The sequence below is a fragment of the Desulfosarcina sp. genome (genome assembly GCF_033791525.1).
In the GTDB taxonomy this organism is placed as follows: Bacteria; Desulfobacterota; Desulfobacteria; order Desulfobacterales; family Desulfosarcinaceae; genus Desulfosarcina.
On record NZ_JASJGN010000177.1, the window covers coordinates 1 to 21,933 of the forward strand.

Annotated in this window: 19 protein-coding genes; 4 read left to right on the plus strand and 15 right to left on the minus strand. The window is 58.3% G+C overall.

The features are described 5' to 3' along the window. From QNK41_RS08470 to QNK41_RS08495, 6 genes are all read right to left on the minus strand, one after another. The coding region (locus QNK41_RS08470; RefSeq protein WP_319255696.1) for an aldo/keto reductase at positions 1-571 on the minus strand (571 nt) is incomplete at its 3' end. Between the two features lie 621 nt (positions 572-1,192). Beyond that, the gene (locus QNK41_RS08475) at positions 1,193-3,130 is read right to left on the minus strand and encodes a 4Fe-4S binding protein (protein WP_319255698.1); all 1,938 of its coding nucleotides are present in this window, start codon (positions 3,128-3,130) and stop codon (positions 1,193-1,195) included. 198 nt (positions 3,131-3,328) lie between these two features. Continuing rightward, the gene (locus QNK41_RS08480) at positions 3,329-4,312 is read right to left on the minus strand and encodes a DUF362 domain-containing protein (protein ID WP_319255700.1); all 984 of its coding nucleotides are present in this window, start codon (positions 4,310-4,312) and stop codon (positions 3,329-3,331) included. Positions 4,313-4,420: 108 nt separating this feature from the next. Further along, a complete protein-coding gene (locus QNK41_RS08485; RefSeq protein ID WP_319255702.1) occupies positions 4,421-5,434 on the minus strand; it encodes a DUF6599 family protein in 1,014 nt (337 codons plus the stop codon). 67 nt (positions 5,435-5,501) lie between these two features. Continuing rightward, positions 5,502-6,236: a rhomboid family intramembrane serine protease gene (locus QNK41_RS08490; RefSeq protein ID WP_319255704.1), complete on the minus strand. Its 735-nt coding sequence runs from the start codon at positions 6,234-6,236 to the stop codon at positions 5,502-5,504. A gap of 179 nt (positions 6,237-6,415) precedes the next feature. Beyond that, a complete protein-coding gene (locus tag QNK41_RS08495; RefSeq protein WP_319255707.1) occupies positions 6,416-8,287 on the minus strand; it encodes a GNAT family N-acetyltransferase in 1,872 nt (623 codons plus the stop codon). A 166-nt stretch (positions 8,288-8,453) separates the two neighbouring features. On the opposite strand from QNK41_RS08495, the gene QNK41_RS08500 reads away from it, so the two are divergent. Continuing rightward, positions 8,454-9,665, plus strand: coding sequence for a MalY/PatB family protein (locus QNK41_RS08500; RefSeq protein WP_319255709.1), 1,212 nt, complete (start codon positions 8,454-8,456; stop codon positions 9,663-9,665). Here QNK41_RS08500 and QNK41_RS08505 read toward each other — a convergent pair. After that, positions 9,655-10,542, minus strand: a complete 888-nt coding sequence (locus QNK41_RS08505; RefSeq protein WP_319255712.1) for a DMT family transporter — start codon at positions 10,540-10,542, stop codon at positions 9,655-9,657. The genes QNK41_RS08500 and QNK41_RS08505 overlap by 11 nt on opposite strands. A gap of 357 nt (positions 10,543-10,899) precedes the next feature. Here QNK41_RS08505 and QNK41_RS08510 point away from each other — a divergent pair, with 357 nt between their 5' ends. From QNK41_RS08510 to QNK41_RS08520, 3 genes are all read left to right on the plus strand, one after another. Next, a complete protein-coding gene (locus tag QNK41_RS08510; RefSeq protein WP_319255714.1) occupies positions 10,900-11,145 on the plus strand; it encodes a hypothetical protein in 246 nt (81 codons plus the stop codon). Between the two features lie 56 nt (positions 11,146-11,201). Further along, positions 11,202-12,887, plus strand: a complete 1,686-nt coding sequence (locus QNK41_RS08515; protein ID WP_319255715.1) for an AarF/ABC1/UbiB kinase family protein — start codon at positions 11,202-11,204, stop codon at positions 12,885-12,887. 119 nt (positions 12,888-13,006) lie between these two features. Further along, complete coding sequence (locus QNK41_RS08520) at positions 13,007-13,390, plus strand: response regulator (protein ID WP_319255717.1); 384 nt, start codon at positions 13,007-13,009, stop codon at positions 13,388-13,390. 72 nt (positions 13,391-13,462) lie between these two features. Here QNK41_RS08520 and QNK41_RS08525 read toward each other — a convergent pair whose 3' ends face one another. From QNK41_RS08525 to hrpB, 8 genes are all read right to left on the minus strand, one after another. Further along, a complete protein-coding gene (locus tag QNK41_RS08525; RefSeq protein ID WP_319255719.1) occupies positions 13,463-14,839 on the minus strand; it encodes an NAD(P)/FAD-dependent oxidoreductase in 1,377 nt (458 codons plus the stop codon). 94 nt (positions 14,840-14,933) lie between these two features. Next, complete coding sequence (locus QNK41_RS08530) at positions 14,934-15,974, minus strand: PilZ domain-containing protein (protein WP_319255722.1); 1,041 nt, start codon at positions 15,972-15,974, stop codon at positions 14,934-14,936. A 78-nt stretch (positions 15,975-16,052) separates the two neighbouring features. Beyond that, the gene (locus QNK41_RS08535) at positions 16,053-16,763 is read right to left on the minus strand and encodes a hypothetical protein (protein WP_319255724.1); all 711 of its coding nucleotides are present in this window, start codon (positions 16,761-16,763) and stop codon (positions 16,053-16,055) included. A 68-nt stretch (positions 16,764-16,831) separates the two neighbouring features. Then, complete coding sequence (locus QNK41_RS08540) at positions 16,832-17,368, minus strand: bacterioferritin (protein ID WP_319255727.1); 537 nt, start codon at positions 17,366-17,368, stop codon at positions 16,832-16,834. Between the two features lie 45 nt (positions 17,369-17,413). Next, on the minus strand, positions 17,414-18,217 hold the full coding sequence (locus QNK41_RS08545) for a methylenetetrahydrofolate reductase (RefSeq protein WP_319255729.1): 804 nt from the start codon (positions 18,215-18,217) through the stop codon (positions 17,414-17,416). Positions 18,218-18,392: 175 nt separating this feature from the next. Continuing rightward, entirely contained in the window at positions 18,393-18,863 is a 471-nt protein-coding gene (locus QNK41_RS08550) for an LEA type 2 family protein (protein WP_319255731.1), read from the minus strand. Between the two features lie 38 nt (positions 18,864-18,901). Continuing rightward, the gene (locus QNK41_RS08555) at positions 18,902-19,165 is read right to left on the minus strand and encodes a hypothetical protein (RefSeq protein ID WP_319255734.1); all 264 of its coding nucleotides are present in this window, start codon (positions 19,163-19,165) and stop codon (positions 18,902-18,904) included. A 129-nt stretch (positions 19,166-19,294) separates the two neighbouring features. Continuing rightward, entirely contained in the window at positions 19,295-21,853 is a 2,559-nt protein-coding gene (hrpB, locus tag QNK41_RS08560; protein WP_319255736.1) for an ATP-dependent helicase HrpB, read from the minus strand. Positions 21,854-21,933: the final 80 nt, after the last annotated feature.

Below are 21,933 nucleotides of genomic sequence, written 5' to 3' on the forward strand. Positions count from 1 at the left end.
TGTTGGAATGGGTCGAAAAGCCGAAGAGGCGGATCTTGCCTTCGGCCTTCTGCTCGGCCGCCCACTCGCGCATACCGCTGTCCATCGTGTCGGCGTCCCGGATGGCATGCACGAAAAAGAGATCGACGTGATCGGTATTCATCCGTTCCAGGGAGGTGGCCAGGTCATTGCTCATGCCCCGGTTGCTCCGGGAGGTGGATTTGGTAACCAGGAAAATCTTCTCACGGTGTTCGGGGTAGCGTTTGAAGTACTGGCCGATGCCCTCCTCGCTGCGTCCACCGCTGTAAACATTGGCCGTGTCCCAGTAGGTGACCCCCCAGCGGATGGCCTGCTTGAGCATGGTCTGGTTGGAGGGGATGTCGAACATGCCCCCCAGGGAGAGGATTGGGACCTGGATGCCTGATCTGCCGAAAGGCCGGGTGGGCACGCCGGTGGTGTCGGCGGCTTGGGCCGGTGTGGCGGCGTGAGCACGGTTGCGCCCGACAAGGGGTGCCAGCGCGGTGCCTATTCCGGCGGCGCCGGCGGTTTTGATGAATGATCGTCGGGAGATATCGGTGGTTTTATCTTTCATATGGTCACCTCCGTTTTAATAGGGATACCCTCGATTTATTAGAAAGCAGAGAATCCCTTATTCAATGTTTTATGCAGACAGTTCAACAGTCATGACCCGTCTCTTTCCAAATTACTATTCCTGTGTTCATTTTCTTGTGCGGTCAAGAAAACGAACCAAAAGAAGCCGCCCGCGTCACGGGTTATCCTTGTGCTTCTCTCCATCGGCGGGGCCTGTGGAACTCGATGCGCTCAGACAGCCACAGGCCCTTGATCGCCAATGGCTGCGATGCTCAGGCCCGCGACGAAGGGACCAAAGGAATCGCCTTTGGCTCAATCGGATTGATCGCTTAGCCGGAGTCTACCCCAACGTTGCAAAAGCCGGAGGGATTCAGGGCCAAGGCGCCAAGGGTGCAGCCGTAGTAATTTACTGCAATCCCTTGGCAACGCCGGATCTGGATTCCTCCGGCTTTCCCGCAATGGTAAAAACATGAGAAAATTATTGTTTTTCCTGGAATTCACATTTGGTGATTTCCATTACGTACCGAAAGTTGACACGATTAATCAATGTTTTCAATTGGTAACAATAATTTTCGCATGTTTTTATGCAACATTGGGGTCTATTCACGTTCTTTATTTAAACCTATAACAACAAACGATGGCGCCGTTCGCGCGTTTCGTTCTCCGCGGTCACCCGGATGGCCCGGCGGCCCTTGACCGGGCATTCGTGTTCACAGATCCCGCAGCCGATGCACTGGGCCGGGTCCACATAGGGCAGTTGCAGTCGCACCAGCAGGTTGATCCGGTCTGCCCCTGCCGCATTTGCCGTGAATGAGTGGCCCTCGAGGGTAAGACCACCGGGGCCGATATCGGCAATTCTGGCGGGCGGCATCCCGGGGTTGCCGTTTATGGACACAAAATAGTCTCCGGTGGCAAACCGGTCGGAAGGCAGCGCTGGACCGTCGAATGTCAACCGGTTTCCCTTCAGGCTTCGAAGGCGCAAATCGCCGTCCAGGCGAACCGGTCGAAATTCGATACGGGTGAAGATCGCCTTGGGACTCACGGGGCAGTTTTCCTGGCAGACGATACAGGGACGGTCCATGGCCCACGGCAGGCAGCGGCCCCGGTCGACGAAAGCCATGCCGATGCGCATGGGACCCTTGGGTTCGAAACTGCCCTTTCCCAGACGTTCGTCAATGGAAATCGGCCGGATGGCGGCGGTGGGGCAAAGGTTGCCGCAGGCGATACAGCCGTGCTGGCAGCCGCTGGTGCCCATGCGAAAATTAAGCATCGGGGTCCAGATGCCTTCAATACCGGCCTGAAGGCCGGCCGGGTGGATCACGTTGGTCGGGCAGACCCGCATGCACTGGCCGCACTTGATGCAGCGCTGGAGAAACACTTCCTCCGGCAGGGACCCCGGAGGGCGGATGACGGCCGGGTTCCAGGCGTCGCCGGTCATACCGGCCAGACGAGCCAGGGGAACGGCAGTCAACCCTGCGGCCAGGACGGCCACCAATTCTCTTTTGGAGATATCTGGAACGGCAACTTCTCCTGCAGCCGATGCATCAAGGTGATAGCCCATCACGCCGTGCCGGCAGTCCGCCAGGCAGTTCATGCACAATACGCACTCGGGGGTGCGGATGACGGCCGACGGTTCGCATCCACCCTCGCAATACCGGTCGCAGTCTCCACAGGCGGTGCAGCCGTCGGCTTTCTGGCCCACCCGCCACAAGGCATTTTTGCCCAGTATGCCGAACAACGCCCCCAGCGGACAGACAAACCGGCAGTAAAAGCGTGGAACCACCAGGTTAAGAAAAACCGCCGCCCAGAAGATAGCACCCATGGCAAAAGTGCCCGGGTAGAGCCGGCTGACGGCAGAGAGGGAGACCAGCCGTCCGTCCACCAGCGGCAGCAGGGTCAGGTTCACCGATCGGTAAAAAAGGGGAATGGGGTCCAGCAATCCGGTCTGCAGGGATGCGGCCAACAGCCGTGAGTCGTCGGTGAAAAGACCCAGGGTTACCCAGCCGACGGCCACAATGGCAACTCCGGTCACCCATCGAACACCGGATATGGTTCGCAAACGAAGCGCACCCACCCCAAGCAGAAGCAATGCAACCACAATTGCTGCAGCCAGGTAAGGCGACTGGATGGGAACATTCAGCAATCGGCTGATGAGGGTACCGGCTGTTGCACCGAGCAGGAAGAGGAGCAGGGTGTATTTGACACCCTGGCTCCGACGGTAGCGGTTGGCTGCGATCCTCCACGATGCACGTCGACCCAGATTGGCCAGCCATCCCACAGCCTGGTGCAGGGTCCCGAAGGGGCAGAGCCAGCCGCAGAAAAACCGGCCCAGCAAAATGGTCAAAACCACGGTTAAGAGGCCCCACAGCAGACCGGCGTAGATCGTGCCGGTAGCCAGAAGGGTGCCCAGGCCAACCAGCGGGTCAAGTTGGATCAGCCAGCCCACCGGCCACCCGCGCAGCTGCCACCACTGCTCGCCCAGGGTGGAAACGATGCAGAACCACAGGAAGAGCAGGAAGAAGAAGATCTGGCTGATGCGCCTGGCGGTGATTATTCTCATATTAATGGTTTTTGCGGTTGGATTGGTTCGTAAGCGGGTAAAAGCGAATATCGAATGTCGAACGAGGAACCGCAGAATGTCGAAGGATTGTATACTGCCTCTTTAAAATAATCGGCATCGCGCAGCGATCCATTCCTTGGATATTCGAAATTGGACATTGGTTATTCTGCAGTTCTCTTTTCCCTTTGGCTGTTGACATTACCCGGTCTGTATCTCTTTCAAATATAGCGATCGATAGTCTGCTGTACCGGCGCCTACGCTTTCAGCTTTGGCGATAAAGGGCAGATCAGCGGCCGTGCGGCCCAGCAGCGTGGCCCCCGCAGCATCGGCGGCTACCGGATCGGTGCTTACGATCAGGGTGCCGGTGGGTTTGAGATCGGACAGGGACCCCCCGGTGGGCCCGTTGGTCAGCATGGACTGTGTGCCGTCCAACACCACCACCGTGGGCCTGATCATCATGGCCAGCTCCTGGATGACCGTGTGGATATCCTGGTGAAAAATGTTGCGCCGCCCGCCCAGCAGGCCGTACCAGTTTTTCAGGGTCATGGATGCGCCGCTGCGGTGGTGATCTTTGACCGGGGCCATGCCGATGACGCGGTCTACCCGGGCCAGGGGTGCATAGAGAACCGGCCAGTTTCGGATCAGGCGCCCGCCGGAAACGCTGAACCGCTCAAAAAGGGATTCGCGTGGAATCACCACCTCGGCACCGGCCATTCGGGCCGCCGCATCGATGCCGCTGAGGGCGAAGCAGGAGGCCGGATCATTGATGGGGTTGTCCGTTACGATCACCCGGGACGCACCGGCGTCTAAACACAAGCGCACCACGGCTGCGACCAGGTCCGGGTGGGAGGTGGCCCCCAATGCGGGCGGCGAGGCAAAGGCGGCATTGACTTTAAGCAGCACGCGTTCACCGGGTTTGACAAAGGCCTTCATGCCGCCCAGGGCTTCGAATGCCTGCTGCACGGCAACAGCCCGGTCCGTTCCGCGGGCGATGCAGATGCTTCCGTGCATGTCAGTGATGGAAAAATCCGGGATCTGCACCGTTTCACTGGCCTCGGAGAGGGCCGTGGGCGGCTGGCTATCATAAAAGCCAATGCCCAGGGCACCGGCTGTGGCAACGGAAAGTCCGGCGCGGGTACAGCGCCCGATAAATTGGCGGCGGTTGATGGAGGGTTCAGCCATATCAGGTTTTTTCCCTGCGGGTTTGGTTAGAATAATGAACGTCCAACATCGAACATCGAACGTCCAACGCTGAATGAAAACGAAGATCGAAAATTCAACATTCGATGTTCATCTTTTTATTTCCTTTCCTTCCAGATGTCCGGCCAACTGCCCGGCAAGGGTCCCGGCCGCCTCCAGGCTGTCGGCTTCGTGTACACCGGCCAGGTAGCGCCCCCGGCTGAAGACGATTTCATAGGTGTCGAAAAACTGCATCACGCTCACCCCGGCGATAATCAGGGGGTCGTTAACACGCGCGGCCCCATAGGATAGCAGCGTTTGCTGGTATTCAACGGCCAGTGCCGATGCGGCCTCGGCGGTCTGCCGGTCAGAGACAAATGCCGTCAAGCGGGTTCCGTCGATCAGGTATTCAGCCGTATGGATCCGGTCTAACTGTTCGTATCCGAAGGCGTTGGCGGTTACCAATTGAAGGCTTTCAGCTTGAAGATCGCTCTCGGGAAACAGATTGGCACCAGGCACGTTTGCCACGGCGCTGCCGCCGTGGGCCTGCACAAAGGCGTGGGCCAGCAAACCGATCGCCTGCTGTAACGCCTCAGTGATGTCCGTGCCGATGATTTCCAGGTAGAAATTGTTATGGACCATGAACAGGGCATTTTCCGTGCGGTAGGCAGTGGAGACGATGCCGGCGGCCTGGGCGTCTTCCCGTCGCTGCATGCTGAAAACGGAAAAGGCGTTTTCAGCTGTAGCCATGTCGTAGACGAACACCTCTACCCAGTTGCCGGTGGTTTTATGCATGCTGAACCGCTGGGTGTTCAGGGAAACGAACCCCGAAGAGAGGTAGAGGTCTGCCCGGCCGTTGATTTTTTCGTATAGCGTGTCCGGGCTGAAGCGTTCCGGAGGAGAAAAGGGGGCCATGCCGGTTACCGTGGTGTCGATCAGCGCCCTCTGATCGGATGCCGGCGCAAGGGACTGCTGATGCGATTCCGGCCGCAGGGCAACCACTCCCGGATTGATTTGAAACTGGCGCATGACCACCCCGGTTCCTGCAATAATGAGCAGAGCCAAGACAGCCATGGAGAGGCGGGCTTCCATTTTTCCCGGCTTTTTGTGCCTATCTGTTTTCATTGCCTGCAACGCATCGTTACTTTATCGTGACTCGTATCCTGACAGTGCGTGTCTGAGTGGCATTTGATCAATGAATGGTCGGTTTGTCCTTATCGTTGCTTTTGCCGTTGATGACGGTAAACTTGGTTCGGCGTTTTTTCTGGCTATGCGCGAAAAATTTCCAGCGCCACCAGTTGGTGTCGAGCCACTGGGTCGGTGCGCGAAAGTAGAGCCAGGCCAGGCCGATGCCGCCCAGATGATAGGCACCGTGGACATTGGTCTGGGCCAGGAAAGTCAATGCGGTCACGATGGTGGTGCCATAGCTGATATACTTGGCCTTGATGGGCAGCACGAACATGAGCAGGATGGTGGCTTCAGGCTGCAGCAACCCGAAGACAATAATCAGTGCCAGCAGGCTTGGCATCATGCCGGCACATGGCACGCTAAAGGAGGTCAGTCCGCCGAAAATCAGGCCGGCTGTTGCGCCGCCCAGGGCGGCGATGACGTATAACCGCAGAAATGCGCGGGTCCCCAAGGCTGATTCGATGGTGCCGGCGAAAAAAAAGAAGACCAGACAGTTGATCAGGAACCCGATGGGCGCCCCGGGGTCGTGGATGATTGGGTGGGTAACCGCTTGCCAGATGTGAAAAGTCCCGCTGTTCAGTGGGCTGAGCGCCAGCCATTGATAGATGGGTATTCCCAGCCATTGTTCGCCGATCAATTCCAGAACATAAACCGCCGCATAGACGATCAGCATGATTTTACCGACCGGTGTCAGTGAGCTGCCGAATCCGATTGTTTGTCGGTGACCGTAGGAAAACATGATCGACCAAGCCTATCTTTTGTTAAAGTTCAGTTGTTCCTCATAAGCAGGTGCGCACATACGCCGAATCGCATTTTACCCTGCTTATAGCATATGTTTGCACAAGCCTGCCACACCATAGCACGTGCGGCAGGCGAGTAAAAGGCGCCGGCCGTGGCCAACGTTATTTTTTCCAGTCTTCAGTCTTCGATGTCCTTGTCAAATGAAATGGTCAACGCGTAGGCACCGTCATCGAAACGGGTGCGGATCGGATAGTCGCCACTTTCGAACACCTTGATCATGGCCTGGTTGGTGGCCAGTACGTCGGCGGTCATGCCCCGGGCACCGCGTTGACAGGCCAGGCGGGCCAGCATGCGATAGAGGTAGGTGGCAATGCCGAGCCCCTGGTACTCCTCGTCAACGACAAAGGCCACGTCCACGTATGGCTTGTCCTTGTGCCGGGCAAAGCGGGCTTCGGCGATGATCTGGCCCTGGCCCGGCGGTCCCACCAGCCCCACCACGGAGAGCACATCCCGGTAGTCCACATTGACGTAGGCCTGCATCTTGGTGTGGGGCATGGTTTTGATGGGGGTGAAATAGCGATAGTAGATTGCCTCGTCCGAAAAACGGTAAAAGAGGCGGCGCATCTCTTCTTCGTCGGATGGTTTGAGGGCACGGAAGCGAACGGTGGTATCGTTTTTAAAGGTATGCCGCTCGGCGATCTCCGACGGATAGAGATGGGCGCTCTCCGCCAAAAAAATCTGGTCAGGGTAAATGATATGTTGGGTCTTGGCCTTCTCGACCAGGGCTGGCCGGTCATCGGGGTGCGCGATTTCGATGATGGCCTGGGCCCGTTCGCGCAAGGTCCTGCCGAACAGGGAAGCGATGCCGTATTCGGTGGCGATCATATTGACCGAGTCGGGCAGGTTCAGTTGGTTGGGCATTTCTTCGATGGAGATGCGGATGTTGTTCTCCCCCTTGAGGTTACGACTGGGCAGGGCGAAAATGGTGAAGCCACCTGCCGATATCTCCGCGCCGTTGAGAAAATCCATGGCCTGACCCGGTCCGGAGGTGACCTGGCCTTTGCCGGCGTGCAAGGCGATACGCCCGGACAGGTCAACCTTGCGGGCCGGGAAAATGGTCACGAAACGCGGGTTTCTGCCGATTTCCATGGGATTGAAGACCTTGTCGATGCTCTGAAATTCCACCAGGGGGTTGCGGTCCAGCCAGCGCATCAGCTCGCGAGAGCCCATGGCGTAACAGGTGAGCGATTTGCCGCGAAAGGCTTTTTTGCGTCGGTTGGAGACCGCACCGCTTTTGATCAGCGCCATAACGGCATCGGTGATAAAGGGTGTGTGGATGCCCAGGTCCTTCTTGCCGGCCAGGTGCTGGGGCAGGGCGTCGAACAGGGGGCCGAAGGTGAACCCCAGGCAGCTGCCGTCTTCGATCACCGAGGCCACGTTGGCCGCCACCCGGTCAAAAACATCGTCCACCGGCCAGCAGGAGAACACCGGTGCCGGCTCGGTGCTCTCCACCAGCAGGTCAAATTCATCCACGGAAACGAACGTGTCGCCATAGGTGCGGGGAATGTCAGCGTTGATTTCCCCGATGACCACCGACGCCCGGGCCATGACCTGCCGCCCCACATCCACGGCGATGCCCAGCGAGCAGAGCCCGTCGTCATCCGGCGGGGTGATCTGGATCAGCGCCACATCCATGGGCAGTTGCCGGCCTTTGATCAGCCACGGAATGGCCGAGAAGCGGCTGGGGATCAAATCTACCCGTCCGGCGATGATGGCCTCACTGGCCACCCAGCCGGAGAAGAAGGTTTTCAGCCGGTATTTGTTGGAGCGTAGCTCTTCCAGGGAGATGACATCCCCGAAGCTGAGGATCTGGATCAGAGTAAGGTCCTGAAGATTCAAGGCATCCGAGGCCATGAGGCGCTTGACCAGGGTGCGGGGTTCGGCAGCACCGGTACTCAGAAAAATGTTCATGCCCGGTTCGATGCGGGCCAGGGCCTCGTCCGGTGTGACCTGCTTTTTGTGCCAGTCGGTTTCCTTGGGTGCGGTCATCTTATCTCCATTTTTTAAGGCCAAAGGTAATTTGCTTTCAGGCGTCTTGGCTCCGAATCCCTCAGGCTTTTGCAACGTTGGGGTTGAAAAACAATCGACGTCAGCGAGATCAGGTGCTATGCAGCAAAAGTAGTATTAAAGATCAGTCAGCCGGAGGCACATACTTATGAAATACGATTTCGACCTGGAGATCAACCGCAAAGACACCCACTCTGCAAAATGGGGGGTGATTCAGGACCCGGACAACCCGTCGTGCTGGCACGCCACCGAAGACTATTGTGGTGAAGACCGGGTCTTGCCCCTGTGGGTGGCGGACATGGATTTTCCGGCTCCCCAGCCGGTAGTGGATGCCCTGGTCCGGCGGGCGCAGCACGGAATATTCGGGTATACGGTTCGGACCGCAGACCACGACCGGGCCGTGGTGGATTGGATGCAACGACGCCATGGCTGGGCGATCGAACCCGGCTGGATCGTGTCCACGCCCGGGGTGGTGCCGGCGGTCAACCTCCTCGTGCGCACCTTTGTGGGGCCGGGTGAAAAGGTGCTGATTCAGCGGCCGGTCTATTATCCCTTTTTCAGTGCCATTGAAAACAACGGCGCTGAGATTGTCTCCAGTAGCCTGATCCTCGACCATGACCGTTATACAATGGATTTTGACGATTTCGAGAAAAAGGCGGCCGATCCGGCGACCTCGCTTTACATCCTGTGCAGCCCCCACAACCCGGTGGGCCGGGTGTGGACCCGTGAAGAGCTGACACGCGTCGGGGAGATCTGTCTCAAGCACCGGGTGCTGGTGGTTGCCGACGAAATCCACGCCGACCTGATTTACAAGGGAATCACCTTCACGCCTTTTGCCGCCATCAGCGAAGAGATGGCCCACAACGCGGTGGTCTGCACGGCTCCCAGCAAAACCTTCAACCTGGCCGGCCTGCACACCTCCAACGTCATCATTCCCAACGACAGATTGAGGCGCCGCTTCCAGCAGACCCTCAACAGCAGCGGCATGGGTAGGTGGGCTTCTCCCTTCGGTGTCGTCGCCTGCGAGACCGCTTACCGGGAAGGGGAACCATGGCTGGAGCAGGTGATGGCGTATATCGAAGACAACCTGGACTATCTTCAGGGGTTCATCGCCAAGCATGTTCCAAGCATCCGGGTCATCCGGCCCGAAGGGACCTACCTGGTGTGGCTGGACTTTCGGGGACTGGGACTGGACAGGTGGGCGCTCAAGCACTTGATGCTTGGAAAAGCGCGGATTTTTATGGACGAAGGGTTTGTCTTCGGGCCGGAAGGCGACGGGTTCGAGCGAATCAACATCGCCTGCCCGCGGTCGATTCTGCAGGACGCCCTGGCGCGTATCCGGCGGGCGGTTAGCGGTTGAACATTACAAAGCCAGCCAGGATCAGCGCCATGCCCGCCAGGTGGAAGGACTTCAGGGATTCTCCCAGGAAAAGGATGGCCAGGATGGCTGCAAAGACGGGGATCAGGTTGATGAACAGGCCGGTGCGGTTGGCACCGATGACGGCCACTCCCCGGTTCCAGCAAAAATAGGCCACGATGGATGGAAAGAGTGCCACGTAGCCGATGCTGCCGGCCACGCCGGGGGTAAGTGTGAAAGTCCCGACGGCCGATATTTCCCACAGGTAGAGCGGCAGCAGCCCCAGGCATCCGAGGCCGAAGGTGTAGGTCAGAAAGCTCATGGGATGCATGTTCGGCCGTTTGGGTAAGAGGGCCGAGTAGAGCGCATAAAGGACCACCGCCACGATCATCAGCAGGTCTCCCTGCGCCAGGGCCAGGTCGATCAGCGCCTGCCAGCGGCCCTTGAGCACCACGACCCCGGCACCTACGACGCATAGCATCACCCCGGCGGCCTGAATCCCGGAGACCCGCTCTCCATATAGAATCAGGGAAATAACAATGATGACCGCCGGCATGGTGGTCTGGATCAGGGCACCGTTGATGGCCGTCGTGGTGTGCATGGCTGTGTAGAGCAAGGTGTTGAAAATGGTGACCCCGAACAGGGCGAGCAGCCCCAATATTTTCCACCCGGCCAGGGCCGTTTTCCAGTCGCGTTTGACGTAGGGCCAGGTCAGGGGCAAAAGAACCATAAAGGCCACCATCCATCGCCAGAAGGCCAGTGAAACCGGAGGAATCAACTCGGCCACGCCCTTGGCCAGCACGATATTGCCTGCCCAGCACATGGGTGCCACGGCTACCATGAGAAACACGGGAAGCTTGGATTTAGGGCTTGCTTTCATGCGTGTTGCCGGTCTCCGTTGAAACGGGATGAGGGACGTCGTCTGGCGACACCGGTAAGAATCACGACCTTGTACCGAAACGCTCGGGCTTTTGCAAGGTGCCCGGCGCCGACGGAAAGCGCCGTGTCCGTCATTGGATCGTCGAGCCTTCGTCAGATCCCGGATACCAGCTGGCCTGCAGTTATTGTGACTTCCCTTCCCATGCCTTTGCGCTGGCATTCCATCACCTCCGCCCGCCAACTGGCGCCGCTCTGCCTTCCCGGTGAAGTGCGTTGACACCGACTTCGGTTTGCGTCATAACACCGGAAGCAACCATCCACTGAAAAACCAGCCACGATCAACAAGGGAGGAACCACCATGAAGCAGGGCAAATGCCCCAAATGCGGGTCAGTGAACATCTATTCGGCCGAAGACCTTCCTCTGAAAAGCGGCCCGTTCGGCAGCAACTCCATCCCCATCAGCTTGACGGCCATGGCCGCCCTGGACAACTATGTGTGCGTGGACTGCGGCTTGGTAGAGAGTTACGTGGCCGACGACTACATGCTGAAGAAAATTTCCCAAAAATGGAAGTCGGTGAATGGCACGGCAGATCAAAAGGATTGATTTTTTGACATCGTCAATTAATATTCTTCCAGGAATGATAGCAAATAGGTAATCTGATGCCGTTTCCCTTTTCCAGCAGCCGCATCAGCGGCATTCGCCATTTCGGGCTGATCTCGCGCGTGCTCATCAAACACGGCATGGGTGAAGTCGCCGATCGACTGAGGGGGCGAACCGGCAGCAAGATCAAAACCGGCCTCCCCGATCCTGTGCGCATTCGTCGTACTCTGGAGGAACTGGGACCCAGCTTCATTAAGCTTGGTCAACTCATGAGCACGCGTGGCGACCTCTTTCCCCCGGAATATATCGATGAATTTTCCAAACTGCAGGATCAGGTCCCGCCAGTGCCCTTCGAGGGCATCCGCCGGCTGATCGAAACCGAGCTGGGACAACCGCCGGATCAGCTTTTTAAAAGCATTGACGAGACGGCCATGGCTGCCGCATCCGTGGCCCAGGTGCACACTGCCCGTTTGAAAACCGGTGAGAAGGTGGCCGTGAAGGTGATCCGGCCGGGGATCGAAAAGCGTATCCGCAAAGACATCCAGCTCATGTATTACTTCGCCGCCCGGTTCGAACGAAGCTTCGATCTGGGCCGCATCGTCGGGGCGGTCAACCTGGTCAAGGAGTTCGAACGCACCATCTTCCGAGAACTGGACATGCTCATCGAGGCCGGCAGCATCGAGCGATTCACCCGCAGCTTCAAGGAGATCGATGAGATATACATCCCAAAGGTGTACTGGGACCTCACGTCCAAGTCCGTGCTGGTGATGGAACACATCGAGGGGATCAAGATGGATCGCGTGGACGAGATCCGGCGCCACGGCATCGATCCCCAGGAAGTGGCCATGATCGGCCTGCGATCTTTTTCCCGCCAGCTTATGGCCGCTGGCATTTTTCACGCCGACCCCCACCCGGGCAACACACTCGTCATGCACGACGGCCGGGTGAGCCTGGTGGATTTCGGCATCGTCGGCTATCTGGACGAAGAGACCATGATGCAGATCGCCCACCTGTTCCTGGGTTTTGCCGAGCACGACTACGACATGGTCATGGAGGCCTTCGAGGCCGCCGGCCTGCTGGATCCCCGGACCATGGATCTGAACAGCTTCCGAATGGACCTCAAGGACATGGCCGAACCCTTTTACGGGCGCTCCCTGAAGACCATTTCGGTCAAGGATGTCTACTACCAGACCATGCGGCTGGTATACAAGTACCGCATCCGACTGCCCCGCAACCTGCTTTTACTCTTCAAGACGTTCATCCAGACCGAAGCCTTGGGTAAGATCCTGGGTTCCGAGGCCAGTTTGCTGGAGGTCACCCGACCCTACGCCAAGAAGTTGTTGCAACAGGGCTACGAAGCCCACAAAGTGTTCAAGAATGTGGGCCGGGACACAAAGTTGTTCGGCGGCTACCTGCGCCAGATGCCCCACCTGGCCCACGGGCTGTTCAAACGCCTGGCCACGGAAACACCCAAATTCGAGATCGCCCACACCGGCCTTGAGGACACGTCCAGGAAATTCGAAAACGGCATCAACCGCCTTACACTGGGGTTGGTGGTGGCGGCTTCGCTGATCGCTGCCTCCCTGATTCTCAACTCCACCCGCAAAGTACTGCTCTTCGAGGTCGATTTTTTCGGTGTACAGACCCTTTCCGTCACCGATGTGCTGGGGTTTTCCGGTTACATCATTGCCACGTTCCTGGGCCTGTGGCTGGTTTTTTCGATTGTTCGCTCGGGTAAACGCTGATCCCATCTGACAGGATCTCAAGAACGGCCGCTTTAATATCAGTCAATCGACCATTGCCACAAGGCTGCCGGATGCGGTAGGCTATTTAATAAACTAAAATTTTGATAACGGGCGTGCCCATGCTGTTAGACCGAAAAAGGGTGTTGATCGTTGATCCGTCCCCGATCTTCCGCCGCAAACTGAAAGCGACCATCCAGACGAACGAAACCCTGGTCGACGTCATCGAAGCGGATACCATCAACGCGGCGGAAGACATGATGAGAAATCAGCAGCCGGATGTTGTCTTTCTCGATATCGGGTTCCCACAAGAGTCGGTCATCCGGTTGATCGATGCCATCGACGGTGTGGCAGAAAATATTCGCCTGGTGGTCCTGGCCGGTCAGGATTCTGCGGCCGCCCAAGCGGCCGGACTGCATGACAGGGCGGACTGTTTTCTTCCCAAGGAACAGGCTCTCGGGGTGCGTCTGGCCGATGTGATCCATGAAATGATCCGGCGGAGCTGAACGTCCTTCGCTTTGGCAAACCAACCGTTTTTCAGGGCCGGAAAAATACCGATATCGCCATCACGGATCGGGTCATGCGATCAGGGGTTTTAGCATGTAGATGATGTCACTTTCCCTGGAGGGGTAAGGTGTCATGATGCTCTGGCGGTAGAGCGCTTCGACGGGGATGCGGTTGACCATGGCCAGGGTGCAGGTGTTGATCAACCCGGTGGCGTTGTCCGACAGAACATGTGCCCCCAACAGCGTCCCTTTCTCATCCGCTAACACCTTATAAGCTGCCGATTTCATCCCCACGCGCCTGTAGGTCGGCCAGGTCAGATTCTTGCCGACACTTTTTTTATACACCATGCCCGCTTCCTTAAGCGCCTCTTCCGTGGCGCCCACCATCCCGTACTGGGGATAGGTGAACAGCACCGACGGCACGGCCGTGTAGTCCATGGAGGATTCGTGTCGATCGCCCGTATGGCGACTGACAATGCCGGTGGCCGCCACCTGCGCCTCGGCGTCCGCCACCCGGGCCAGTTGGATCGTGGCGGCGCAGTCGCCAACGGCGTAAACGTGAGCATTCGACGTGACCATTTCCTCGTTCACGGTGATACCTCGCCGTGTCGATTCGATCCCCGCTTTTTCCAGGTCAAGATCCGACAGGTCCGGCGTGCGGCCGGCGCCATGGACCACGAGATCGGCGTCAAAGCGGCGGCCATCTTTTGTCGTGACCCTGAAGGCGTCACCGGTTTTTTCGATCGCGGTGATCTTGACATCGCAGAGAATCTCGATGCCTTCCGGAGCGGAAGCTTCCGTCAGCAGGCCAACCATCTCCCCGTCAAAAGGCCCCAGTGGTCGGGGGCCGGCTTCCAGGATCGTGCAGCGGGTATCCGTTGGCCCCAGCCGGACGGCAAAATGAGCGAATTCAAAGGAGATAAAGCCCCCACCGATGAAAATGATCCGGCGGGGAAGCCGGTCCAACTCCAAAAATTCACTGCTGGTGACCATATGCTGCGCGCCGTCTATGGGCAATTGCATGGGAACCGCACCGGTGGCCAGAACGATGAAGCGGGCGGAAAGCTGCTGATGGTCCACGGAGATGGTATGTCGGTCCGTGAATCGGGCACGCCCCCATATCAAATCGATGCCGGCTTTTTTCAGTCCGTTGACCGTATTGTCAGGCACCTGCGACGTAAACCGGTTTTTGGCGTCACGCAGCTCCAGCCAGCTGGCAACGGCTGCGGAAGTGATTCCTATGCCGGAAAGATGGCGGGAACGGGCCACGGTTTCGACACCTTCGTAGAACCATTTTTTGGCCTGGCAGCCGCTGAGCGCGCAGGTTCCCCCGGGCCGCTGGCTGTGCTCTACCATCCCCACGGTCAGGCCGTTGCGATTCAATTCGTAGGCGGCGGTTTGACCGGCGGTGCCGGACCCGATTACCAATGCGTCATACTGCTTGGACATGCTCTCCTCTCTATCATTAACCCGGCCGACACGGCCAGGCCCGGCTCATACAGAACTGTCCGGACCCCCTCACCGCTGACGCCATCGTCCACGGTCAGTCCAGGGACAGCTTCTCATCAGGGTTGCTGGGTGGCTGGGAGGGGCCGGAGATCGGTGAGCAGCGGGTTTCTGTCAGGCACCGGATGACCTGCTTTTGCTGCAGGGTCAAATTCTCGAAGCGGACACCGATGCCTTTGGGGTCCCGGCGGACCACCGTCCCGTTGATGGCGCAGGTGCGCTCCAATACAGGAGACGTAAGCGATACGGTGAGCCGCTGACCCACTTTGATGGGCTGTTCGGTTTCGATGTAGGCGCCCCCCTCACTGATGTCCCGCATATAGCACTGGTAGGTCCAGTCGCTGATGTCGTAATTCACGCCCACCAGGCAATCGTAACGGCTGTGCTTGCGCTGGTTGGGCCGCTGGCTCTGCTTTTCATCCACCATCCGACCACTCTCCAGCAGCATGTTCATCAGCGATGTGGTGATCTCCCGCGGCGCTTCCCGGGGTGCATAGTCGATATCGATCAAAACGTTTTCCCAGGTGAGAATGTGCAGCAGGGCAGGCTTGCCCGTCAGCAACCCCATCTTGGCGGCGGCGGGCTTGCCGTCTAAAATGTAGATCGATCCGGTTTTGCCTTTGGCCGTGACCTGCAGGGTGCAGGAACGACCCTCCAGTTCCAGCATCTGGAGAAATGAGGAGAGTGTGAGCCCCCGTAACTGGCCGCCGTAGTCGATCTGCAATTCGGTGAAGATCCGTTTGGTGAGCATGCTGATGTCCAACGCCTGATCGAAGTGAATGACCGACGCCATCTGCTTGATCTTGGTGCGGAGCATGGCCGACGCATTGTTGGTCATAAAAATAACGCGGGTTTCTGGATAATCAGCCCCCAGCAGCGACAACAGCTCAAAGGCTTCCATTTCGGACATGTGCATGCCGGTGATCAGGACGTGGATGTCCTCCCCGGCAAGGATTTCCAGGGTTGTTTGGACATTGGCTGCGGAGAGGACCTGTAAAAAACTGCTGTGGCTTTTCAGCAGCCCCACAAACGTGTGGAGCATGATGGGATCGTTGTCAACGACAAGGATGTTCTTCATCGAGTGTGGGCCTCTGTTGGTTCTATCAGTCGTTAGCGGCGTCTCCTGATGTGCTGTGCACCGTCATCCGCCGAGTTTCTATGGTTTCGGTATCAGGGTGAAGGAAATGGTGCCCGGGTAAGGGAACCGGTCCATCCTGTGGATGCCCAAATCCTCCAACTCCGGGTAAAAAGAGCATTTTTCCGCCGGAAAAACAAACAGTTTTTCAAAACCGGATAAGGTGGCCTCATAACCCAGCGGGGCAAATGCATCGGTGATTGCCGAAAAAACACCGGTTATTTTCCAGCGGTCCTGCACGACGGTGTAAATCCTCGGTTGGCTGAAGGCACCGGGATTGTTGAGATACTGCTCCCAGGGGGCGTAGCCGTTGAAAGCCAGAATGCTTTTCTTCTCTACCTCCTTAATTCCCATGAAGCTTCCCGCGCCTAAACTGTTCAGTTTGAGATCGGCGCCAAACCGTCCGTAAAGCGCGTTCATCATGTCGGCCAGCAGGGATTCGAAAATGGGCACTGTCAGCAGCGGTGTGCTCGGTTCGGTGTCGGGGTAGAATGTCAGGTGGGCGCCGACAATACTTACCGATCCTTCGGTTTCACGCCGCTGGCTCAAGCGCAGCGAAACCCGGTGAGCGCCCCTTTGAACCGAAACCGTGTGTTCGATCAGGGTCCCGAAATCAAACGTCTTTTCAATTTCTGCCGGCATGTCGGTAGCCGCATGGGCGACCGGACTGCACGGATCCGGTAGATAAACCAGGGCGATTGCCAACAGGGAGATGAAAAAGCTGACGTTCATGGCAACCCTCAATTGATGGCTGTCGATTCAGCGTTCTTGAGAATGATGGAATGGGTCTTTTTGGCGCATCAGGCGGCGCCACTGACAGCAAAGCCGCTGGGCCCGATACCGGTGGCCGAAGAGGTGCCGGCTATTTTTGCCAGGTAGGTGTTGCCCAACGTGTTGATATGGTCACTGATGTTGTCGAAGTAGTTGAAGTGAAGCTGCTCCTCATCGATCGTCTGCTCGAACAGCTTCATGCTCGTGCTGTCCCCGTTTTCGCGGCAGATCAGAAGAAACTGGTTGTAGATGTCGATGGTATTGTCCTCGAGGCCGGCATCAAAGGTAAAAACCTGTTCGACCTTCTGACCCTTGGTGACCTTCTGGTCGGGTTCTGTGGTGGGCTCGCCTCCCAGTTCCTTGATCCGTTCGGCAAAGCCTTCCGCGTGGCGCATCTCGTCGATGGCGATCAGCTTGACCTTTGCGGCCAGCTCGCCATAGTCCTTGTCATCCAGGTTGTAATGCTGGTTCATGTACTGGGTGATGGCCGTCAGTTCCATGGACCGGGCTTTGTTGAGCACCTCGATAACCTTAGCCTTTCTCTTTTCCCTCGCCGTTTGAGCCATTTTCAATCTCCTGGGTTTGAATGGGTTGAGGATCGTTTTTCGTATTTATAGAATGTCGACCATTACTTCGTAATGATCGAATGGGGGCATAATGCAGGCGCCGGCAAACCGGGTTCGAGCGGTATCGACCATTTCGCGGGCGTTGGCGGCACCTTCGGCCACCGGGTCTGGAGCGCGGTGGATGCGTTGCCGCAGCAAATCGGGCACGGTGATGCCGGCCACCTTGGTGTGCAGAAATTCCGCGTGCCGGGGTGTGCGCAGGGGGAGGATGCCCATGATGACAGGGATGTCGATATTTCTGATGGCGTCGGCGATTTCATCGGCTCCAGGTTCGTCATAAACGGGCTGGCTCACGGCAAATTGGGCGCCGGCGTCCACTTTCCGCCGCAAGTGATCCACCGCCCTGGCCAGGCCGTTTTTTTCGGGGTGGGTGTCAAAAACCACACCGGTCTGCAGGCCCGCTTCCCGGGCCAAGCTTACCAATCCGTAGACGTCGGTATCCCGGACGTCGGTCGTATTTCCCCGGTCCTTGAAGGCCAAAAAATCGCCGGTGGCCACCAGTACCGTTTCAATGCCAAGCGCTTTGGCCCCCCACAATTCGCCTTGCAGGCTCAAGCGGTTGTGGTCCCGGGTGGTGAGGTGCAGGATGGCTGGCTTTTTCGTGCGCTGCAGGATCATGGCGCACAGGGCCATGGCACTCATGCGGGGCTTGGCCACGGGGTTGGTGGCCACGCTGAAACCGAAGAACGGCAGTGCGTTCAAGGCATCCAGGGCAGAAAGGACTTTTGCCGGGTCCGGTCCGTCCGGAGGGACCACCTCTATGGTGACGACGAACGATTCGTTAAACATGTTGACCCTCTTACAGATTCGGATGTGGCGTTGATGTCACGCTGATAAGAGACGATTGGCCGCGGCCCGGGCAACGGCACAGCTGTTGACATCCATTGCTTCCTGACCGAGCCGTTGGGATGGGGTGAAGTCGGTTTTCATAGGCACTCTTGCAGGCCATAGCCTATGGTAACAGCTAACGGGTTTGCCCGGAAAGGCTGATCTCCCCTTTTTCCCCGACATGGAGATTGGGCCTCAGGCCGCCGAGGTCGAGTTTGGCGTTGAGCTCATAAGCAATCGTATCCCGCTGTGCGTTCACCAGATCAGCAAAAAAGCGTATGCTGCTCAGCAGGCTGGTGGTGGCAATCAGGGTCACGTCGCCTTCTCCATAGCCGTCGATCGTTGGCAGATCGTTGGCGACACCCGTCAAAATCTTGTGCCCGTCAAGCTTTAGGCTGTAGGCGATCCCTTGAAGCTTCAGAGCTGCTCGATTGGGATTGATGATGTGAAGGCCGATTTCGAATCGCGGTGCGATGCTGTCCGATGGCAGTGCCCGGATGGCGCTGACGTTTACGCTGGGCGTTTCATAATCGGGGTGGAGGGTGGCGCAACCCGCGATCATCAGAACCGCTGACGCAAGGATCAGGATCCAGTGGTATCGGGGCATCGGTATTCTCCTTTCGGGTGATTTCACCCGGGAACCGCCTATTTTCCCATGATCATCAGCAGCGGGATGAAAACCAGACCTGCCAGGGCCAGGTAGAGGCCGTTCAGTACCCGCTGATATTTATATCGGGTCGTTTCGTCCGGCTCGTTGAGGGCCAGTTGCTTGAACCGCCGGTAATCGTCGAGCCATCCGGTCATCAAATCCACGTGATGTCCCTTTTCTTTCAGCGTCATCTTGATCTGCTGAAATGAGTGCAGGGTGAACACGATGGAACCGATCAATCCAATACTCAGCCAACTCATAGTAGCCGCCTCCTCATGTCCCTTATTCCGCGCATTTGTTTATTGACTGTTCCCCGGCTGGCGATCCGGCGGAAAGTAGCAGATCCTACCACACATTCAATGATCGGGCCACCGTTCAGTTTGACTATGTCATTTTGACTTTCTGGGTTTGGCCCGTGCCGTGGGAGTGGCACTCAGTGGATCATCCGGCCAGACGTGTTTGGGATAACGTCCTTTGAGCGCTTTTTTTACCTCGGGGTAGCTGTTTTGCCAGAAACCGGCCAGGTCCCGGGTAATCTGGGCGGGGCGGCCTGCCGGTGAAAGCAGGTGCAGTATCACGGGTATTCGGCCTCCGGCGATGGCCGGGGTTATGGTGGTGCCGAACATTTCCTGAACCCTTACGGCCAGCACCGGTATCGGTTCGCTGTAGTCGACGGGTAGGCGGGAACCGCTGGGCACCGTGATGTGGGTGGGGGCCAGTTCATCGATCTGGCGCTGTTGCCGCCAACCGAGAAGATTACGTAACGCGTTAGAAAAAACCTTCGTTCCCAGATCTTTCAATCGTGTCATGCCGGAAAGATAGGGCGAGAGCCAACTTTCCAGGGTGCTGGAAAGCGCGGCATCGCAGACATCAGGCCAGGGACCGCCTTCTGCATCTATCCGTGCCAGTAGCATAGCCCGAGTTTGCCAGGACCGCAGGGTCCGCGTCCAGGGAAGGATGTCGATGCCGTTCTCACGAATACCGGTGATCATGGCGGCCATCACGGCTTGGGGAGCAGGATTGGTCAATATTTCAGTTTCCATGGTGAGCGCCCCCAGAACCAGCTTCCGCATACATGATACGGCCTGCCGCTGGGAATCCCAGGCCACCGATTCCAGCCATTGGACCCGGTGTGTGAACTGCTCCAGCAGGCCTTCTTTATCGATTGCGGCTGCCATGAAGATGCGGGCCTCTCGCCGGTCGCCGTCCGTGCGTGCCGCCACCAGGTATTCACTGGCACTCAGCGGTTCGGGCGGGTCGAAATAGGCACCGCGGCCGCTGGTGAGCAAAAAGCGGCCCGGGCTGTCGGGTCGTTGCCGGGCAATGCGGTCGGGGTAGGCCCAGGCCAGCAGCCTGCCCGGATCGGATGCCCGATTGGTTTTGTCGCTAATGCCCAACCGGTGTTGAAGCACTGCCGACACTTTCAGAATATGCTTCACAGCGGATGTATCGACGCTACAGCCATTCATGTGAAATGCCCTCTTCGCCCGGTAGGCTTGCAGTGCATCCAGCCTCAATCTCAGGTCGGCATCGCGCTCCCGGCCTATAAAATGAAGGGGGTCACGTTCACTCAAGATGGCGGCAGTTTCGCAGGCGGAACGACCCACTTTGTCCCTGCGGGCCGCCAGAATCATGTGGGCCAGGCGGGGGTGCAGGGGCAGATCCGCCATATGCCGACCGTGTGCGGTGATTTTCCCACGATCGTCAAGGGCTCCCAGATCCAGGAGCAACTGACGGGCCATGGCAAATGCCGGGGTTGGCGGTGGATCCAGCCAGCCGAGGGCATCGGGGGCCTCAAGCCCCCAGGCAGCCAATTCCAGGGCCAGTCCGGCCAAATCGGTGTCGAGGATCTCCGGTCGGTTGTGGGGCACGAGCGTATGGTGGGTCGCTTCGTTCCACATCCGGTAGCAGATGCCCGGACCCATGCGACCGGCCCGCCCCCGGCGCTGGTCGGCCGATGCCCGGGACACCGGCAGCGTCACCAATCGGGTCATGCCGCTGCCGGGATCGAAGCGCGGCGCCCGCTGCAATCCGCTGTCCACCACGACATCGATCTGTTCGATGGTCAGGCTGGTCTCGGCAATGGGCGTGGCCAGCACGATCTTGTGCTGCCCGGCCGGGGGCGGTGATATGGCGGCATCCTGCCGTTCACGGGGCAGATTGCCGTAGAGCGGGGCGACATTCCACCCGCGGGGAAGATCTCCGTCTTCAAGTAAGCGGGCCACCCGTCTGATCTCCGGTGCGCCGGGCAGAAAGACGAGAAGATTGCCCTCGTTGGCCGCAACTGACTGCCGGAGGGTAGAGGCAACGGCCCGTTCGACGGGTTGGGCTGCCGGCCGGTCCACATACCGGGTCTCTACAGAAAAAATACGGCCATCACATCGGATCAGGGGTGCGTCATCCAATAAGGCGGCCACCGCTGCAGGATCCAGCGTGGCGGACATCACCAGCAGCCGAAGATCGTCGTTGAGCACCCCCTGGATGTCGCGGCACAGGGCCAGCCCCAAGTCGGCATCCAGGCTGCGTTCGTGAAACTCGTCGAAGACGACCAGCCCAACGCCGGCCAATGACGGGTCGCTCTGGAGCATGCGGGTGAGCACACCTTCTGTGACCACTTCGATGCGGGTGTGCGGCCCAACCCGGCTTTCCATGCGCACCCGGTAACCCACGGTCATGCCCACCGGCTGGCCCAGCAGAGATGCCATGCGATGGGCGGCAGCCCGTGCAGCCAGACGGCGGGGGGCCAGTAGCAGGAGGCGCTGGCCGGACAGCCATGCTTCCTCCAGCAGGGCCAGCGGCACGGCAGTCGTTTTGCCGGCACCGGGCGGTGCCACCAGCACCGCTGCGGGGTTGTTCCGCATTGCGGATTTGAGCTGTTCCAGGACTGCTGCCACCGGCAGGTGGCCGATTGCTCCGGTATGGTCGGTATCTCTCATGGCGCCTGGCATACCACATTTCCGGTTGAAATTCACCGTGCGCACCGATGCGGTCTTTTCTGGGGAGATTGCCAGTGGATTGGTGCGCTATA

Coding starts and splice junctions, on each gene's coding strand:
- QNK41_RS08475 (WP_319255698.1), bottom strand. CDS start 3,130: ATGAGAATAATCACCGCCAGGCGCATCAGCCAGATCTTCTTCTTCCTG.
- QNK41_RS08480 (WP_319255700.1), bottom strand. CDS start 4,312: ATGGCTGAACCCTCCATCAACCGCCGCCAATTTATCGGGCGCTGTACC.
- QNK41_RS08485 (WP_319255702.1), bottom strand. CDS start 5,434: ATGAAAACAGATAGGCACAAAAAGCCGGGAAAAATGGAAGCCCGCCTC.
- QNK41_RS08490 (WP_319255704.1), bottom strand. CDS start 6,236: ATGTTTTCCTACGGTCACCGACAAACAATCGGATTCGGCAGCTCACTG.
- QNK41_RS08495 (WP_319255707.1), bottom strand. CDS start 8,287: ATGACCGCACCCAAGGAAACCGACTGGCACAAAAAGCAGGTCACACCG.
- QNK41_RS08500 (WP_319255709.1), top strand. CDS start 8,454: ATGAAATACGATTTCGACCTGGAGATCAACCGCAAAGACACCCACTCT.
- QNK41_RS08505 (WP_319255712.1), bottom strand. CDS start 10,542: ATGAAAGCAAGCCCTAAATCCAAGCTTCCCGTGTTTCTCATGGTAGCC.
- QNK41_RS08510 (WP_319255714.1), top strand. CDS start 10,900: ATGAAGCAGGGCAAATGCCCCAAATGCGGGTCAGTGAACATCTATTCG.
- QNK41_RS08515 (WP_319255715.1), top strand. CDS start 11,202: ATGCCGTTTCCCTTTTCCAGCAGCCGCATCAGCGGCATTCGCCATTTC.
- QNK41_RS08520 (WP_319255717.1), top strand. CDS start 13,007: ATGCTGTTAGACCGAAAAAGGGTGTTGATCGTTGATCCGTCCCCGATC.
- QNK41_RS08525 (WP_319255719.1), bottom strand. CDS start 14,839: ATGTCCAAGCAGTATGACGCATTGGTAATCGGGTCCGGCACCGCCGGT.
- QNK41_RS08530 (WP_319255722.1), bottom strand. CDS start 15,974: ATGAAGAACATCCTTGTCGTTGACAACGATCCCATCATGCTCCACACG.
- QNK41_RS08535 (WP_319255724.1), bottom strand. CDS start 16,763: ATGAACGTCAGCTTTTTCATCTCCCTGTTGGCAATCGCCCTGGTTTAT.
- QNK41_RS08540 (WP_319255727.1), bottom strand. CDS start 17,368: ATGGCTCAAACGGCGAGGGAAAAGAGAAAGGCTAAGGTTATCGAGGTG.
- QNK41_RS08545 (WP_319255729.1), bottom strand. CDS start 18,217: ATGTTTAACGAATCGTTCGTCGTCACCATAGAGGTGGTCCCTCCGGAC.
- QNK41_RS08550 (WP_319255731.1), bottom strand. CDS start 18,863: ATGCCCCGATACCACTGGATCCTGATCCTTGCGTCAGCGGTTCTGATG.
- QNK41_RS08555 (WP_319255734.1), bottom strand. CDS start 19,165: ATGAGTTGGCTGAGTATTGGATTGATCGGTTCCATCGTGTTCACCCTG.
- hrpB (WP_319255736.1), bottom strand. CDS start 21,853: ATGCCAGGCGCCATGAGAGATACCGACCATACCGGAGCAATCGGCCAC.